This is a genomic window from Citrobacter freundii complex sp. 2025EL-00176, from assembly GCF_053309355.1.
This window is the reverse complement of record NZ_JBRYHT010000001.1, coordinates 1,393,262-1,407,099: the sequence shown is the minus strand read 5'-3', so window position 1 is coordinate 1,407,099 and position 13,838 is coordinate 1,393,262. Positions and strand designations below refer to the sequence as shown.

The 13,838-nt window shown below is 49.1% G+C and carries 25 protein-coding genes; 24 read left to right on the top strand and 1 reads right to left on the bottom strand.

Going from position 1 to position 13,838, the window contains the following annotated elements:
- Positions 1 to 199 precede the first annotated feature (199 nt).
- From ACVXHP_RS06970 to ACVXHP_RS06880, 19 genes are all read left to right on the top strand, one after another.
- A complete protein-coding gene (locus tag ACVXHP_RS06970; protein ID WP_047416137.1) occupies positions 200 to 418 on the top strand; it encodes a Cro/CI family transcriptional regulator in 219 nt (72 codons plus the stop codon).
- 41 nt (positions 419 to 459) lie between these two features.
- A complete protein-coding gene (locus ACVXHP_RS06965) occupies positions 460 to 924 on the top strand; it encodes a YmfL family putative regulatory protein (protein ID WP_032207800.1) in 465 nt (154 codons plus the stop codon).
- A 240-nt stretch (positions 925 to 1,164) separates the two neighbouring features.
- Positions 1,165 to 1,371, top strand: a complete 207-nt coding sequence (locus tag ACVXHP_RS06960) for a DUF4222 domain-containing protein (RefSeq protein WP_072034365.1) — start codon at positions 1,165 to 1,167, stop codon at positions 1,369 to 1,371.
- Positions 1,334 to 2,317, top strand: a complete 984-nt coding sequence (locus ACVXHP_RS06955) for a hypothetical protein (RefSeq protein WP_047416146.1) — start codon at positions 1,334 to 1,336, stop codon at positions 2,315 to 2,317. Before ACVXHP_RS06960 ends, ACVXHP_RS06955 begins: the two co-directional genes overlap by 38 nt.
- Positions 2,318 to 2,319: 2 nt before the next feature.
- Complete coding sequence (locus tag ACVXHP_RS06950) at positions 2,320 to 2,763, top strand: hypothetical protein (protein ID WP_447571136.1); 444 nt, start codon at positions 2,320 to 2,322, stop codon at positions 2,761 to 2,763.
- A complete protein-coding gene (locus ACVXHP_RS06945) occupies positions 2,763 to 3,431 on the top strand; it encodes an MT-A70 family methyltransferase (RefSeq protein WP_447571135.1) in 669 nt (222 codons plus the stop codon). Before ACVXHP_RS06950 ends, ACVXHP_RS06945 begins: the two co-directional genes overlap by 1 nt.
- Entirely contained in the window at positions 3,418 to 3,636 is a 219-nt protein-coding gene (locus ACVXHP_RS06940) for a hypothetical protein (RefSeq protein WP_003833987.1), read from the top strand. The genes ACVXHP_RS06945 and ACVXHP_RS06940 overlap by 14 nt, the downstream gene beginning before the upstream one ends.
- Before the next feature lies 1 nt (position 3,637).
- Positions 3,638 to 4,111 carry a LexA family protein gene (locus ACVXHP_RS06935; protein ID WP_315684448.1) on the top strand — a complete coding sequence of 158 codons (474 nt, stop codon included), beginning with the start codon at positions 3,638 to 3,640 and terminating at the stop codon, positions 4,109 to 4,111.
- Positions 4,108 to 4,476, top strand: coding sequence for a RusA family crossover junction endodeoxyribonuclease (locus ACVXHP_RS06930; protein ID WP_315684449.1), 369 nt, complete (start codon positions 4,108 to 4,110; stop codon positions 4,474 to 4,476). Before ACVXHP_RS06935 ends, ACVXHP_RS06930 begins: the two co-directional genes overlap by 4 nt.
- Before the next feature lie 118 nt (positions 4,477 to 4,594).
- Positions 4,595 to 5,311: a phage antirepressor KilAC domain-containing protein gene (locus ACVXHP_RS06925; RefSeq protein WP_447571134.1), complete on the top strand. Its 717-nt coding sequence runs from the start codon at positions 4,595 to 4,597 to the stop codon at positions 5,309 to 5,311.
- Positions 5,308 to 6,297, top strand: coding sequence for a DUF968 domain-containing protein (locus ACVXHP_RS06920; protein ID WP_447571133.1), 990 nt, complete (start codon positions 5,308 to 5,310; stop codon positions 6,295 to 6,297). Before ACVXHP_RS06925 ends, ACVXHP_RS06920 begins: the two co-directional genes overlap by 4 nt.
- A gap of 14 nt (positions 6,298 to 6,311) precedes the next feature.
- Entirely contained in the window at positions 6,312 to 6,890 is a 579-nt protein-coding gene (locus tag ACVXHP_RS06915) for a DUF1133 family protein (RefSeq protein WP_447571132.1), read from the top strand.
- 105 nt (positions 6,891 to 6,995) lie between these two features.
- Positions 6,996 to 7,592: a hypothetical protein gene (locus tag ACVXHP_RS06910; protein WP_447571131.1), complete on the top strand. Its 597-nt coding sequence runs from the start codon at positions 6,996 to 6,998 to the stop codon at positions 7,590 to 7,592.
- Positions 7,593 to 7,682: 90 nt separating this feature from the next.
- A complete protein-coding gene (locus ACVXHP_RS06905; RefSeq protein WP_008323296.1) occupies positions 7,683 to 8,078 on the top strand; it encodes a phage holin family protein in 396 nt (131 codons plus the stop codon).
- On the top strand, positions 8,065 to 8,349 hold the full coding sequence (locus ACVXHP_RS06900; protein ID WP_447571130.1) for a phage holin family protein: 285 nt from the start codon (positions 8,065 to 8,067) through the stop codon (positions 8,347 to 8,349). Before ACVXHP_RS06905 ends, ACVXHP_RS06900 begins: the two co-directional genes overlap by 14 nt.
- Positions 8,346 to 8,963, top strand: a complete 618-nt coding sequence (locus tag ACVXHP_RS06895) for a glycoside hydrolase family 19 protein (protein ID WP_447571129.1) — start codon at positions 8,346 to 8,348, stop codon at positions 8,961 to 8,963. Before ACVXHP_RS06900 ends, ACVXHP_RS06895 begins: the two co-directional genes overlap by 4 nt.
- Before the next feature lie 217 nt (positions 8,964 to 9,180).
- Positions 9,181 to 9,453, top strand: coding sequence for a hypothetical protein (locus tag ACVXHP_RS06890; protein WP_447571128.1), 273 nt, complete (start codon positions 9,181 to 9,183; stop codon positions 9,451 to 9,453).
- Positions 9,410 to 9,607, top strand: coding sequence for a hypothetical protein (locus ACVXHP_RS06885; protein WP_042063969.1), 198 nt, complete (start codon positions 9,410 to 9,412; stop codon positions 9,605 to 9,607). Before ACVXHP_RS06890 ends, ACVXHP_RS06885 begins: the two co-directional genes overlap by 44 nt.
- A gap of 36 nt (positions 9,608 to 9,643) precedes the next feature.
- Positions 9,644 to 10,027, top strand: coding sequence for a hypothetical protein (locus ACVXHP_RS06880; protein WP_447571127.1), 384 nt, complete (start codon positions 9,644 to 9,646; stop codon positions 10,025 to 10,027).
- A gap of 41 nt (positions 10,028 to 10,068) precedes the next feature.
- Here ACVXHP_RS06880 and ACVXHP_RS06875 read toward each other — a convergent pair whose 3' ends face one another.
- Positions 10,069 to 10,359: a hypothetical protein gene (locus ACVXHP_RS06875; RefSeq protein ID WP_447571126.1), complete on the bottom strand. Its 291-nt coding sequence runs from the start codon at positions 10,357 to 10,359 to the stop codon at positions 10,069 to 10,071.
- Between the two features lie 197 nt (positions 10,360 to 10,556).
- Here ACVXHP_RS06875 and ACVXHP_RS06870 point away from each other — a divergent pair, with 197 nt between their 5' ends.
- The 5 genes from ACVXHP_RS06870 (at position 10,557) to ACVXHP_RS06850 (ending at position 13,835) form a co-directional block, all read left to right on the top strand.
- Entirely contained in the window at positions 10,557 to 10,892 is a 336-nt protein-coding gene (locus tag ACVXHP_RS06870) for a hypothetical protein (RefSeq protein WP_202974757.1), read from the top strand.
- Positions 10,880 to 12,337, top strand: a complete 1,458-nt coding sequence (locus ACVXHP_RS06865; RefSeq protein ID WP_447571125.1) for a glycosyltransferase family 2 protein — start codon at positions 10,880 to 10,882, stop codon at positions 12,335 to 12,337. Before ACVXHP_RS06870 ends, ACVXHP_RS06865 begins: the two co-directional genes overlap by 13 nt.
- Positions 12,319 to 12,912, top strand: a complete 594-nt coding sequence (locus ACVXHP_RS06860) for a hypothetical protein (protein WP_447571124.1) — start codon at positions 12,319 to 12,321, stop codon at positions 12,910 to 12,912. Before ACVXHP_RS06865 ends, ACVXHP_RS06860 begins: the two co-directional genes overlap by 19 nt.
- On the top strand, positions 12,905 to 13,273 hold the full coding sequence (locus ACVXHP_RS06855; RefSeq protein ID WP_447571123.1) for an HNH endonuclease: 369 nt from the start codon (positions 12,905 to 12,907) through the stop codon (positions 13,271 to 13,273). Before ACVXHP_RS06860 ends, ACVXHP_RS06855 begins: the two co-directional genes overlap by 8 nt.
- 100 nt (positions 13,274 to 13,373) lie before the next feature.
- The gene (locus tag ACVXHP_RS06850; RefSeq protein ID WP_447571122.1) at positions 13,374 to 13,835 is read left to right on the top strand and encodes a terminase small subunit; all 462 of its coding nucleotides are present in this window, start codon (positions 13,374 to 13,376) and stop codon (positions 13,833 to 13,835) included.
- Positions 13,836 to 13,838: the final 3 nt, after the last annotated feature.

The window sequence follows — 13,838 nt, the reverse complement described above, 5'->3', positions numbered from 1 at the left end:
CTGAGAGAGCCCAAGAGATTTCTTCTTGGACTCAAAAATGGCTTTAAGCCTACTGGCGTCAGCCAATTGTTCGGCGGTCAAAGGTTTCTTTTTCATTCTCATAATTTATCACCGCACGGCATATTTACCAATCACCGCTAGTGTTGACAATATTATCACTAACAGTGATACTCATTGTGTGCATCCACGAGGAAATCTAATGAAAATTATTCCGCTATCTGAATATGTTTTGGAAAACGGCCAGGCCAAAACAGCTGAGGCTCTTGGGGTTTACCAAAGCGCCATCAGTAAAGCTCTAAAGCGCAACCGAAGAGTGAACATCCTGGTTAAGGAAGACGGGAAAATCGAGGCTGAAGAAGTTCGACCTTTTCCAAATAAATATAAACCCGCTGATCCAGACGTTGCAGTAACACCGTAACTGATGATCACGCACTTAGTAACTACCAAAGGAAAAACAAGATGGTAGAGCAAACCCTGAAAGAAGTGGTGAAAGCGATGTGTAAGGCGTACCCCGGAGGCCGTCAGGCTATGGCTGGTGCGTTGGGCATGTCAGAAACCCAATTCAACAACAACCTTTACGAGAAAAACGGTTGTCGTTTCTTTGAAGTCACCGAGTTGGAAGCGATGGAAGACATTTCCAACACGTCATTCGTTGCCGACTACTTTGCCAAGCGCCGCGGTGCGCTGCTGGTGGATGTACCAAGCCTGGAAGATCTGGACCGTGTTGATTTGTTCAGCCGTGCAATGCGTACAGCAGCTGCAAGAGGGCAGGTTGATCAGATTATCCAGAAAGCGCTTGAAGATGGAGTGATTGAAAAGCATGAAGCCGAAGAGATTCAGGAACATCACCGCCGTCATCTGGCAGCGCGTGAAGAAGAAATCCGCGCGATTGTGGCCTTATTCAGCCGCCGTCAAAAGAAGTGACGCCAGCGAGTGTGCAGCTCCTGGCGTCGTGGCGTGTCGTATTCAGTGGAGAAACTAACGCATGAACAGTGTAACAACACAGTACCGCAGGTCGCAACTAATTGCTCGACCTATGCCGGGTGGAAAAGGTCCGGCGCAGTTCGTGTATGGGGTAATGGTATCCGGATGCTTTGAGCCTGTCTGCTACCAGTTTGCCGATTGGGTTGTAGGTGATTTCAACGGCCAGGCGGAGAAGGTCGAATGCGAGCACTCAACAGACGGTTTAAAGACAGCTACGGCGTCCCAGTCAGGGTTATCCGGTGGGAGCCAGAAACTCAACGGGTTATATACCTGCGCGACGGATACGAGCATGAGTGCTTCAGTCCTCTCGAACAGTTTCAGCGTAAATTCAGGGAAATAGAGGATCAGAATGAGCCTGTTAATGACATCACGGCCAATAGTAATTAATCCTGACCTTGCATACAGCATTGGCCTGAATGAGGCGATTGCATTGCAGCAGATTAATTACTGGCTGCAAGAAACCAAATCAGGCATGGAAAGTGATGGTGTTCGCTGGATTTACAACACGACAGAACAGTGGCTGGAGCAGTTCCCGTTCTGGTCTGAGTCGACCCTGAAGCGTACCTTCACCCGCCTGAAGACACTCGGTGTGCTCAAAATTGAGCAACTGAACAAGTCTCAACGAGACATGACCAACTTCTACACGATCAACTATGAAAGCGAGCTTTTAGATGAAGTCAAAGTGACCGAATCGAAGAGGTCAAAATGCGCTGTTCCATCAGGTCAAAATGACACGATGGAAGAGGTCAAGGTGAAACGCTCCATCAGGTCAAAACGAACCGATGTCATCAGGTCAAAATGCACTGATGATCCTACAGAGAATACAACAGAGAGTACTACAGAGAATAAAACCACTTCTTGTCCGGAAGCTTCGCAACCGGACGCTTTGGTTAATCCAAATGATTTTATGTCTCGCTATCCAACAGCTGTAGTTTTCAGCGCTGCGAAACGTCAGTGGGGAAGTCAGGAAGATTTAACATGCGCGGAATGGATTTGGGGACGGATCATCCGACTTTACGAACAAGCTGCTGAGTCTGACGGTGAAATGGTTCGCCCTAAAGAACCTAACTGGGTTTCCTGGGCTAACGAGGTTCGTCTGATGTGCACTCAGGATAATCGCAATCACCGCCAGATCTGCGAGCTGTACGGTCGTGTAAATCGTGATCCTTTCTGGTGCAAAAATATTCTCAGTCCTTCGAAGTTACGTGAAAAATGGGATGAGTTGTCTCTGAAGTTATCAGCGTCAGCGAGCAAACATGAGGTTCGAGAGGACCCAATGTTTAAATCCAAATACGAGTGCGATACACGCATTCCTGAAGGATTCAGGGGGTAACGATGAGCATTCTGAAAATGGTCCAGATGTTTATTGCCATGAATCCCGGCTCCACGACCAGGGACATCATCGAAGGTCTGACCCAATTCAGCCAGGACAGACTTCAACTCGCCGTTTGCCGCTTACATGGTTCAGGGCTGGCAACGCGTAAACGCGACGGTCGCCAATTCCGTTACTACGCGGACCCTCCAGCAGATTGCCACTTAGAAGTGTTTGAACCTACTCCTGAAGTCAGCGCCCTGATGGAAACGGCGAAAGGTCTGGAGTCGAAAGGTCTCTTTTACCGTGCTGCGACGATTTACATGGAGGCGTTCAGCGCATCAGCCATTGAATCAGAGCGAGCAGCAATACTCGCAGAACGACAGCGCTGTCTTGGCCTGGCTAAGCCAGCAGTTATTGCCGAAGACGGATGTTATCTGGCTGGTCGATTTTCGGGAGGCCGTTAATGAGTTATTCACTGATTTACGCCGATCCACCATGGGAATACGGAAACACCATCAGCAATGGTGCAGCGGAAAACCATTACGGCACGATGAAACTCATTGACATTAAACGCCTGCCTGTCTGGGAGCTGGCTGCGGAAGATTCCGTTCTGGCCATGTGGTTCACCGGTACACATACACGTGAAGCGATCGAGCTTGCCGAAGCGTGGGGATTTAAGGTCAGAACCATGAAGGGATTCACATGGGTGAAGCTTAACGCACTGGCAGAGCAGCACATCAATAAAGCGCTACAGGCTGGTGGAGTAGAGGACTTTTACGACTTCCTCGACCTGTTGAACGCTCAGACACGAATGAACGGTGGTAACCATACCCGCGCCAATACCGAGGATCTGCTAATTGCCACCAGAGGGAAAGGTCTTGAGCGTCAGGACGCGAGCATAAAACAGGTTATCTACAGCCCACTCGGCGAGCACAGCCAGAAGCCAGCAGAAGCGCGTTACCGCTTGGAGAAATTATACGGCGATGTGTCACGCATTGAGCTGTTCAGCCGCTGCGCTGCCCCTGGCTGGCACCACTGGGGAAATCAGGCAGAAAACCCTGATGTAATCATGTCTCCTGGTTACGTTGGTAAACCTGCTCCGTTGCTGGAGGTGGCTTATGCAGGATGTTGAGGCACGAAACGCGCTTCGTAACATCGCCAGAAGATGCAACGAGGAAATAACTGCTAAACGCAAGGCTAACCCTGGTATGAATTGTGACGAAATAGCCAGGCCAATTTTTAACGGTGCCATGGGGATGGTTAAGCAGCTTGGCTTTACGCCATCTCATTTGTATCTCGAAGTCGGGATTCTGAACAAGCGGATTAAGGAGCGCTGAAGTGAACAAACTTACCGTGAGACAAAGTGAAGTGCTTGGTTCGATCGTGAACTATCAGCGCCGGTTTGGATTCCCTCCAACGATATGCGAACTGGCTGGGCTAATTGGTTGTTCATCACCGAACGCAGCAGCGGAACATGTGAAGGCCATTGCGAAGAAGGGATATATCTCAGTTGCTCCTGGAGTTGCCAGGGGCATATCACTCATTGAGCAAAATCCTAAACGAATTTCTCTTACTTTGAACGATATGGTTAGGGTCAAGTTATCACCTTTGGCACTTAATGAGCTCAAGCGTCTTCACGATGAATTGAAAGTGCGCAAACCATGGCTGTATGGGGAATTCTTCGCGCCAATAACCGACGATGAGGGATTTACCACAATGCCTCTCTGGAAGGTAATGAGCGATTTAGGCGGTATTTGTTTTAACGGCGCGGATATTCCCTTTGAAATTGAGATTGATTTGGAGGCCAAGTGAAACTGGTACTCCCGTTCCCGCCAACAGTTAACACCTATTACCGGTCCCCTGATCGTGGAGCGTTAAAGGGAAGGCATCTGATAAGTGAGATGGGGAGGAAGTTCAAGAAGAACGTTTATGCCTCTGTTGTTGAGCATTACGGCGGCATACCGAAACCAGTTAACGTCAACGTTGAGGTTAACATAGTTCTTTTCCCGCCAGATAACAGACGGCGGGATCTGGACAACTACAACAAAGCGCTGTTCGACGCACTGACGAATGCCAGAGTCTGGAAAGACGACAGTCAGGTTAAACGGATGGCTATCGAGTGGGGGCCGGTAGCAAAGCCCGGAAGAGTAGAAATCAATATTAATCACTATAAATAACTGATCAAACATACAGCTCACAATGCAAGCGCATATAGCAGGCAGTAAAATACAGAGACAAGCGTAGTGGGGTGCAGCCCGCTTCGCATTTCAAAAGTGGAGACAGAACATGCAGCAGATGAGCATAACCGTAATGTGTCCTACCCACCATGCCGCAACAACGGGACAGCAGATCACCATGTCCAGCCGCGAGATTGCGAAACTGGTTGATTCCCGGCACAGCAATGTCTGCGTAACGATAGAGCGCCTCATGAATTCTGGCGTGATTGGAGGGTATGCTGCATTGCAGTACACCCATCCCCAGAATGGACAGACCTACCATCATTACGAAGTGAACAAACGAGACAGCTACGTAATCGTTGCTCAATTATCGCCTGAGTTTACCGCCAGACTTGTTGACCGCTGGCAGGAACTTGAGAGCAACGGCGGAATGATTGTTCCCCGGTCACTTCCTGAGGCCCTGCGCCTTGCTGCTGATCTGGCAGAACAGAAACAGCGCCTGAGCGAAGAACTGGCAGTAGCTGCACCGAAGGCCGAGTTCGTTGATCGTTATGTGACGGCTACTGGTTCAATGACATTCCGACAGGTTGCCAAGCTGCTTAACGCCAAAGAGCCGGAGTTTGCGATGTTCCTGATTGAGAACGGCATCATGTACCGGCTTAACCGTGTTCTCACGCCAAAGAGCAAGCATATCGAAGCAGGGCGCTTCGAGGTGAAGACGGGCACGACAAACCAGACAAATTACGCGTTCAATCAGTCCCGCTTCACCGCTAAGGGGGTTCGCTGGATTGGTGGTCTGTGGGCAGAGCATATTGCTAAGGGGCAGGTAGCGTGAGGGCATTACTGACACCTGAAGTGGCACCGATGACCGGGGTAGTGATATTTCGCCCTGGCAGTGAACTGATGCATCTGTTCAGACGTGGGCGTGTTCTTATCGAGCCACAGGCCGAGTCAATGGCTGAGTTGCCGTCTGGTCTGCTGCCAGAGACTGCTCAGGAGCTTCAGAACGATCCGTTAATGCGTGATGTCTTTGAAAATCAGAAGGTCATACATCGTGCTGGTGGACTGAATTCACTGGATGCCTGGCTTGAAAGAAAAATGGAATGTCAGTACCCACACAGCGAGTGGCATGATCGCAACTACACCATCACCCGGAATGCGCCTGGCTCAATCCGCACGTGCTGGGGCTGTGACTTAAAAATTCGTGATCAGTTCACTGAAGGTCTGGCGGGTATAGCCCGTGAAAACCTGGTATCCTGGCTACTGAAGGTTGTTAACGGTCAATTAGGTTTCAGTGAGGACCACGTTCTTACGCTGCCGGAGTTTTGCTGGTGGATGGTAAGGAACGACCTGGCTGACGAGATACCTGAAGCCGTAGCGCATAAAGCTCTTCGTATGAAGGAAGAGCCCCATCAGTCGGTAACACGTGAAAGCGATATTGTTCCGACATTACCCGCTCAACAACTGGTACAGGAGAAAGCGAAAAAGATAGTGGCGATGAAGGTAGACCCGGAGACACCGGAATCCTTCATGCTTAAACCCAAGCGTCGCCGCTGGGTGAATGAGAAATACACGAGATGGGTTAAGGCCCAGCCGTGCGTCTGCTGTAACAAGCAAGCTGACGACCCACACCACCTGATTGGCCACGGGCAGGGTGGAATGGGTACAAAGGCACACGACCTGTTTGTGATTCCTCTGTGCAGAGAGCATCACGACGAGTTGCATGCTGATCCTGTGGCATTTGAAGCGAAATACGGTGACCAACTGGTCCTGGTGTTTCGGGTTATAGATCGTGCGCTGGCAATCGGCGTACTGGCGTAAGTGGAGAACGCTAAATGATTAATCCTTCTGAAGTTGGTAAATCTGGTGAAATGGTTCGTCTTCGTACTCTGGAAAGCATCTGGATACAGGGTAAGTTGCGCATGTGGGGCCGCTGGTCTTATATCGGCGGTGGTAGTGGTGGGAATATGTTTAACCAGTTGCTGGCATCCGGAAAAATAACCAAGACAGCTATCAAAGAAGCGCTACGCCGGATGAAGAAAGCGGGTATCAGCAAACCAGAACTTGAAGTGTACCTACGTGAAATCCTCAACAGCAAAAATAAAACCGGCATGGCGTTTTGTTCAGACGAAGAAGGGCTGTTAGTGGACGGTGTCATTGCTTCTGTACTGATGAATGATGACTACCGATCGCTCTATAGCGTGATTGTCGACCGCCATCGCCTACGTAAGAGCAAGTTGCAGATGGCCAATGAACTGCAGGCTAAACATCCTGACTGGCCGCTGATCACTTGTCGTCGGCGCATTGACACTTGGCTAAGTCTTGCGGAATCGATCCTATACGCTCCAGTTTGTGACGCATTCGGCACAAATAGCGACAGATTTAAGTTGCAGAGTGAGCAAGAAAGTGCTTAAATTGTGGTAGGCTCGGGACGTTAAAGCGAACTGAGCAACACAACATTAAGAGCCCGCCATTGAGCGGGTTTTTTGTTATGATTCCTCTGAAACTCAGGAGGCTTCATGACTTGGCAAAACGTACCGTACGCTTTCGAAAAAACTACTGGCGAGTTGACCTTGGTAATAGAAAAATTACCGCCAATTGAAATCAGTTCTTCCTTTCCTTTTGAAACACTCATTACTGCTCTTGCAGGCGTTATTGCCGCAGGAATAACTGGTTGGGTTGCATACAGGGCAATCAAAGAAAATTTTGCCTTAGCCACATTACAGGCTCACTTGAATACTAATAAAGAATTGGCGCAACAAATACGTTTTGCTGGCGCTGAGCACGTGACAGACGTAATTATGTTGGCCAGCACATTTGAGCAATGGCATCTGGTCGGAAATAAGAATATGGATATATTGGCTAAGGGTGTTTTCCCTGAAGAGATTCAAGTTCCAATAAAGGCCGCTGAAATAAGTAAAAATAAATTACTTCTATTAATAAGGCCTGATGAGGAAGGTTGTAAGTTGATAACCCTGACGGCAGATCTTCAAAAAGCGCTAAAAGTATGTTTTACAAAAGGGTATTTTACCCCGGAAGAAAAAAAGTCATTTGTTGATGCACAAAACGCCTTTATTTTTGGGTGTCATGAGTATATCAATCAAAGTTTATCTTAAAAAAAACTATACCTTACCAAGGCCGCCTTAATGCGGCCTTTTTTGTTTCCCCTCGTTCTGAGAGGACTCACAGCAATAAGAGGGGGCTTAATGTCCGATCCTGTTTCTGGCACTACGGTTGCGGCTGGTGGGCTGATGGGAGCCAGCGTATTTGGTCTTGCAACCGGTATTGACTATGGCGTGGTATTTGGCGCATTCGCTGGTGCAGTATTTTATGTAGCGACAGCGGCAAATATCACACGAGTACGATTGATTGCTTACTTCATGACGTCGTTCATTGTTGGCGTTCTTGCTGCTGGTCTGGTTGGTTCAAAGTTGTCACAGGCCACCGGGTACAGTGACAGGCCATTAGACGCACTTGGTGCTGTTGTAGTGGCGGCGATGACAATCAAAGTGCTCACATTTTTCAACAGTCAGGATTTGGGAAGCCTGTTCAGTATTCTTTCGCGATTCCGTGGAGGAGGGGCCAGCAATGGTAACAAGTGATCCGTCAGCGATGGTGAATGCAGGTATTTGTGCGGTCATCGTCCTTGTCCTGATGTTCTACCAGCGTGAAGGGGCAAGGCATCGCCCCGCTATATCATTGCTGGCTTACTTCGTTGTGCTGGTTTATGCCAGTGTTCCATTCCGATATTTGTTCGGCCTCTATCAGGAGTCACACTGGATGGTGGTCATCGTAAACCTTCTTATTTGCGCTGCCGTGTTATGGGCTCGTGGGAACGTGGCGCGTCTCGTTGATACGCTGAGGCATGAATGAACCAATCACAATTTCAACAGGCGGCTGGTGTAAGCGCCGGGTTAGCTTCGCGCTGGTTTCCGCATATTGATGCTGCGATGAAAGAGTTCGGCATTGTTAAGCCTGAAGACCAGGCAATGTTTATCGCTCAGGCAGGACATGAATCAGCAGGATTTGCCGCGCTGGTGGAGAGCTTCAACTACACCCCTGCTGCTCTGCTGACCACCTTTGGACGCCGCATTACGAACTACCAGGCCTATATGCTTGGGCGTGACAAAGAAAAAGGTCAGGTAGCCAATCAGCCAGCCATTGCAAATCTGGTGTACAGCAATCGACTCGGTAACAAAGCATCAGGCGATGGGTGGAAATATCGTGGCCGTGGCCTGATTCAGATTACCGGTCTTGATAATTACCGCCGCTGCGGAACGGGATTAAAACTGGATTTAGTAAGTAATCCTGAGTTGCTGGAAAAGGATATCAACGCAGCTCGGTCAGCTGCATGGTTCTACGCCACCAGCGGATGCCTGAGCTATTCCGGCGATCTGGTTCGCATCACTCAGATCATCAATGGTGGACAGAACGGCATTAACGACCGCCGTGCACGCTACGCCAAAGCAAAATCGGTGCTCTCATGATTAAGTGGCTGGTTCTTCTCATTCCACATTGGGAAACGGACACGGTTGTTCTGCTGGAGAAGGGTGACGAATTACATATCGTTTGCAGTTATAGCGATATTAAACCTGGCGAGTTGTTCGACGGGATGTGTGAACTTAAAACCTTCACATGGCTTAACTGGTCTTTCCCATACGGTCAGCCTATCAACGTCCGCTCATTTGAACCAAAGGTAATCGCATGAGCATTGTAGAAATCATTATCGGCGTTATTGGCGCAATTATGGTTGCAGCTGCTGGTGGTTTTGGTGTTGGCCATTTGCGAGGTACCAATAAAGCGGAAGCAAAAGCAGAACAGCAGAGCACTGAAGAACGCGCAGCAGCTACTGAAGCAGTTGCAGAACGCCGGGTAGAGACAACAAAAGGAGCCAGGGATGTACAGCAGACTGTTAATCATCTTCCTGATGACGATGTTGACCGTGAGTTGCGCGAAAACTTTACCCGCAAAACCTGAAGTAACGGACACGGCCTGTGACTGGGTGAACATCATCTACCTCACCGAGCATGACATTGAGGTTATGGACCGCCAGACTAAGAAAGATGTGTTGACTCATAACAGGTCCGTTCAGCGTAACTGTCCAAATAAAATTACTACGGCCTCGCAATAGCGGGGTTTTTTACTACCAGAAGAAGAAGGAAACACAATGTTTACAGTTAAGACCATCATCAACGGCGTGACACATATCTGCGAGCTGCCTACGTTCACAGTGGCCCGCCCTGACTCAGAACGATTTGAAGAAATACTTGAATTGACCAATGACCACTCCAACCCAGATTTTGCCATCTGGCTTCCAGACGTTTATGCCGACCCAGAGTGCAAAAATGCGCTGCAGGAAGAAGAGCTGATCGTCAGCGAGCGCGTGGGGGTTCTTGATCGTCATGCCATTGCTATTCTTATTGAGGATTTCGAAAGTCCTGAGCATGCGAAGAAAAAAGCTTTTGACGGTCTGCGCTATCAATTCATCTACCCAGGCGATCAGGTTTATGTGATGAACTCACACGGATCAACCATCGAAACGGTTAAGTAAGGCATTACAGCAGGCATTCACTGAGTGCCTGTGATAATGAATCAATCATTTTCAACATCAAACACCGCTTCTTTGATGAAAACAATGACATCCTCTTGGAATGGTGATTTGTACTTAAGACTCTGGTCATCAAATTTTCCGAGCTTTCGGTGCAGGAATTCACATTCCAGAACATGCTCATCACGGTCACGGACCCTCAGCACAATAGAAATATTGAATTTATCTGAAACTCCATCGGTAAGTTGAACAATAACTCGTGTACCTGCACGTATTGTTGCCAATATGTCTTCATCAAGTATTGGGGTCGGTTGAGCCAGCATTGTTAATTTCATAACTCCTCCTAAATATATAAGGTTCAGAATGCCATAAGTATTTCTGCAAAATTGTGAACACTTCCAACCTTTATGCGCCTCGCACGCGCAAATAAAAGAGAGTCTTTCAGTAGTGAGCTTGGGTGATGCCGTTAGGTTGCGTTTACCTCTCGGGCGGCATTGCCGTGCGACAGGCTCACGTCTAAAAGGAAACGCACATGAAGTATCAGCTTGCAAAATTGTATCGCGGTGATCGTTTCTTCGGGTATGGAATAGCCGTAGGTGGCTTGCTTATTGATGGTCAGGTTTCAACGGTGGTGGAAACTGCGCCAAACGAAATGCCGAAAGTAATTGCGACATTTAATCTCAGCAATGAACATTCCGAAAAACAACCACGAATTGATTTAGACAACCCAAGAGCTTCTAACGAATTCCAGATTGTAATTCATCCAGATAAGACATTAACCGTTGACCAGTTAAAAGAGCTGCGAGATACGGTGAAAGGCTTTCTTACCAAACATAATTTGTCTGATGGTGGAATATGGAAGTCTTGATAAACGGGGTTCGTTTTATACCAGAAGGCGATAACAAAGTACGTATTGGGATAGCAATCACAACTCATAATCGTCCGGAAGTGCTTAAGCGAGCCATTGTGCAGCATATGGAGCATCTTCCATCTGGTGCGCTGGTGGTTGTGATAGACGATGGTTCCAATCCTGCTGCAGTAGTTCCTGATGGGGTTAAATTGGTACGCCATGATAAATCACGCGGCATTGTCGCCTCTAAGAACGCCAGTCTGACAGCGCTGGTGGACGCAGGGTGTGAGCATCTTTTCCTGTGGGATGATGATGCATGGCCAATAGCTGATAACTGGCATCTACCCTACATCGAGTCACCAGAGCCCCATCTGGCTTATCAGTTTCTTGACCTCGCTGGCCCACGAAAGATTAACGATATGACTGTCCTGTACAGGGATGATAAGCATATCGCTTACACCGGGCAGCGCGGAGTGATGCTTTACTACCACCGCAGCGTCATTGATAAGGTTGGTGGATTTGACCCGTTATATGGTCGCGGTATGTATGAGCATCCTGATCTGGCACTTCGTATTCATAACGCTGGTTTAACGTCCTGGGCGTTTGCTGATGTCGTTGGTTCTGAAAAGTTCATTCACTCCATGGATGAGTACGAAGAAGGCGCGCGCAGCATACCGAGGCCGGAACGTGAAGCACTGGATAAGAAGAACGCTGTGGTTTATGGCCAGCGCCGGGATTCAGGTTATACCGGTTATGCCGAATATCGATCTCAGCGCGATGTTGTTATCACAACGCTTCTAACCAGCCAACCTGACCCGCAGCGCGGAAAGAAAATGATAGCCACGCCTGACATGCTGGCTAAATGGGCCACATCACTCCGGCAGTGTGGACGTATTGCGCTGGTGGATGAACTTCAGATTGCACCGGAAGACGTTGAGTTGTACCGCGTTCCTGATGTGAAGATGAATGTTTACTTCCGGCGATGGCTGCACATCTGGCAGCACCTTCGCGATCACCCTGAGTATCGTTTCGTCTGGTGTACCGATGGTACTGATGTCGAAATGCTTCGCGCACCATGGGAAGAAATGCAGCACGGGAATGTTTACGTCGGCTCAGAACCGAAGACATACGCTGACGCATGGGCAAAGCAGAATCATCCAGAGCGTATCTATCAGGAGTTCATTGAAGCGCACCGCAGTGATGTGATGCTTAATGCTGGCCTGCTCGGTGGCACTCGTTCTGACGTAATGGCCTTTGCTCACGGAATTATCCGTCTTTACTACCGGATCGAAAGTTGTCGCTTCTGGAAGAAAGAACAGGCGGCAGCAGCAGTTGGTGACATGCTTGCGTTTGGCATTGTCGCGGAGTTATTCGCTGACAGGCTCGTCACTGGACCTCTGGTTCATACAGTGTTCAAAACTGATGGCGTAGGGAAGGAGTCAGCATGGTTTCGACACAAGTGAAGTTTGTTGTGGTTGGGCACCACGCTCGACATAAACAGGCATTGAGTCTTGCTGAAACCATTGGAGCCACCTTGCTTATTGATACTGGTGATCACGGCGCTAACTGGAATCACCTACGCGCGCTGGAGTGGGCAGCCAAACAATCATGTCGTGTTGTCGTGCTTGAAGATGATGCTATGCCCGTAGTTGGGTTCCGCGACAAGATTGCTGTGTGGATTGCTCGCTACCCGGATGCTCTGTGTTCGTTTTATCTCGGTACTGGTCGTCCACCACAGTATCAACTGGAGATAGCATCAAAGCTAATAGCAGCAGATAAGACCAGATCTGACTACATTACATTGCCGCGTCTTATTCATGGTGTCTGCTACAGCGTACCCCAGCAGCATATCAAGCGAGTGTTAGATAAATGGAACCATAGCAAAGCAGCAGATTATGCGGTCGGAGATGCATACGGCGGCCCTGTCATCTATCCATGCTATTCGCTCGTTGATCACGCTGACGGACAGCCAGTCGAGCCAGCCAGAGACCACCAACCACGAACTGAACGCCGCAGAGCATGGAGGTTACATGTCTAAGCTAAAGACGCTACAGCCGCGCCTTAAAGCTATCGACACGCGACGCATCAAACCAATCTATGGTGAGCATCGTCGGGTAAGTGGAAGCGCAAGGGTAAGCCTAAAACGTCGTATTTATGTGCGTGACGGTGGTCACTGCTGTATGTGCAAGAGAGTAGTAGACCTGCATGACAGTGAGCTTGACCACCGCATAGCCCTACAGTTCGGTGGTGACAACGATGAGAGTAACCTGTGGACGCTGTGCATTGATTGCCACTCAGGCAAGTCATCGCGCGAAGCTTCAATGAACCAGCCTGATAGCGAGGCTCTGAAGCACTCTGTGCCGGAAGATAAATCGCAGGACGGCATCGTAATTCTCTGACCAAACACCGGGGGGGTATCAGTGGGTGTCAACGCCGATCGCGCTGGACACCGCGCCCCCTCTCACGCGCAGAAAATTTTCCCCTTTGGAGGGTGTTAACGTGTTAACAGGACAAAAGCGCAAATTCGCACAAGCGCTGATGTCCGGTTCATCCCAGGCTGAAGCAGCCCGAAAGGCCGGTTACTCCGAGAAAACCGCGAGGTCTCAGGGTTCCAGGCTGGCAAAAGACCCGGATATCATCGCGTTTATCAGTAAAAAACGTGGGGCCGAAGTCATTGCCGAGCAGGCTGTTTCTGAACCAGATGATCTGCCAAAAGTTGTTAACAGAACGGTGAAGGAATTTGATGATCCGCTTGAATTTCTGAAAGCAGTGATGAACGACGTATCAGAAGAGACGGATGTCAGAAAAGACGCCGCAAAAGCGATGCTGCCATACCTTCACCCCAAAAAAGGAGAAGGCGGTAAAAAGGATGCGAGACATGCTGCCGCGAAGGCCGCAGCTACGGGTAGCAAGTTTGGGGCAATGGCACCCCCGAAGCTTGTTGTTAATAACAAGGGGTAATCG

What these genes read in the sequence shown, in the direction of transcription:
- ACVXHP_RS06950 (WP_447571136.1), top strand. Translation starts at nt 2,320, where the DNA reads ATGAGCATTCTGAAAATGGTCCAGATGTTTATTGCCATGAATCCCGGC.
- ACVXHP_RS06875 (WP_447571126.1), bottom strand. Translation starts at nt 10,359, where the DNA reads ATGAAATTAACAATGCTGGCTCAACCGACCCCAATACTTGATGAAGAC.
- ACVXHP_RS06860 (WP_447571124.1), top strand. Translation starts at nt 12,319, where the DNA reads ATGGTTTCGACACAAGTGAAGTTTGTTGTGGTTGGGCACCACGCTCGA.
- ACVXHP_RS06925 (WP_447571134.1), top strand. Translation starts at nt 4,595, where the DNA reads ATGAGCATAACCGTAATGTGTCCTACCCACCATGCCGCAACAACGGGA.
- ACVXHP_RS06960 (WP_072034365.1), top strand. Translation starts at nt 1,165, where the DNA reads ATGCGAGCACTCAACAGACGGTTTAAAGACAGCTACGGCGTCCCAGTC.
- ACVXHP_RS06965 (WP_032207800.1), top strand. Translation starts at nt 460, where the DNA reads ATGGTAGAGCAAACCCTGAAAGAAGTGGTGAAAGCGATGTGTAAGGCG.
- ACVXHP_RS06940 (WP_003833987.1), top strand. Translation starts at nt 3,418, where the DNA reads ATGCAGGATGTTGAGGCACGAAACGCGCTTCGTAACATCGCCAGAAGA.
- ACVXHP_RS06895 (WP_447571129.1), top strand. Translation starts at nt 8,346, where the DNA reads ATGAACCAATCACAATTTCAACAGGCGGCTGGTGTAAGCGCCGGGTTA.
- ACVXHP_RS06880 (WP_447571127.1), top strand. Translation starts at nt 9,644, where the DNA reads ATGTTTACAGTTAAGACCATCATCAACGGCGTGACACATATCTGCGAG.
- ACVXHP_RS06910 (WP_447571131.1), top strand. Translation starts at nt 6,996, where the DNA reads ATGACTTGGCAAAACGTACCGTACGCTTTCGAAAAAACTACTGGCGAG.
- ACVXHP_RS06900 (WP_447571130.1), top strand. Translation starts at nt 8,065, where the DNA reads ATGGTAACAAGTGATCCGTCAGCGATGGTGAATGCAGGTATTTGTGCG.
- ACVXHP_RS06885 (WP_042063969.1), top strand. Translation starts at nt 9,410, where the DNA reads ATGTTGACCGTGAGTTGCGCGAAAACTTTACCCGCAAAACCTGAAGTA.
- ACVXHP_RS06890 (WP_447571128.1), top strand. Translation starts at nt 9,181, where the DNA reads ATGAGCATTGTAGAAATCATTATCGGCGTTATTGGCGCAATTATGGTT.
- ACVXHP_RS06970 (WP_047416137.1), top strand. Translation starts at nt 200, where the DNA reads ATGAAAATTATTCCGCTATCTGAATATGTTTTGGAAAACGGCCAGGCC.
- ACVXHP_RS06945 (WP_447571135.1), top strand. Translation starts at nt 2,763, where the DNA reads ATGAGTTATTCACTGATTTACGCCGATCCACCATGGGAATACGGAAAC.
- ACVXHP_RS06955 (WP_047416146.1), top strand. Translation starts at nt 1,334, where the DNA reads ATGAGCCTGTTAATGACATCACGGCCAATAGTAATTAATCCTGACCTT.
- ACVXHP_RS06905 (WP_008323296.1), top strand. Translation starts at nt 7,683, where the DNA reads ATGTCCGATCCTGTTTCTGGCACTACGGTTGCGGCTGGTGGGCTGATG.
- ACVXHP_RS06870 (WP_202974757.1), top strand. Translation starts at nt 10,557, where the DNA reads ATGAAGTATCAGCTTGCAAAATTGTATCGCGGTGATCGTTTCTTCGGG.
- ACVXHP_RS06855 (WP_447571123.1), top strand. Translation starts at nt 12,905, where the DNA reads ATGTCTAAGCTAAAGACGCTACAGCCGCGCCTTAAAGCTATCGACACG.
- ACVXHP_RS06865 (WP_447571125.1), top strand. Translation starts at nt 10,880, where the DNA reads ATGGAAGTCTTGATAAACGGGGTTCGTTTTATACCAGAAGGCGATAAC.
- ACVXHP_RS06915 (WP_447571132.1), top strand. Translation starts at nt 6,312, where the DNA reads ATGATTAATCCTTCTGAAGTTGGTAAATCTGGTGAAATGGTTCGTCTT.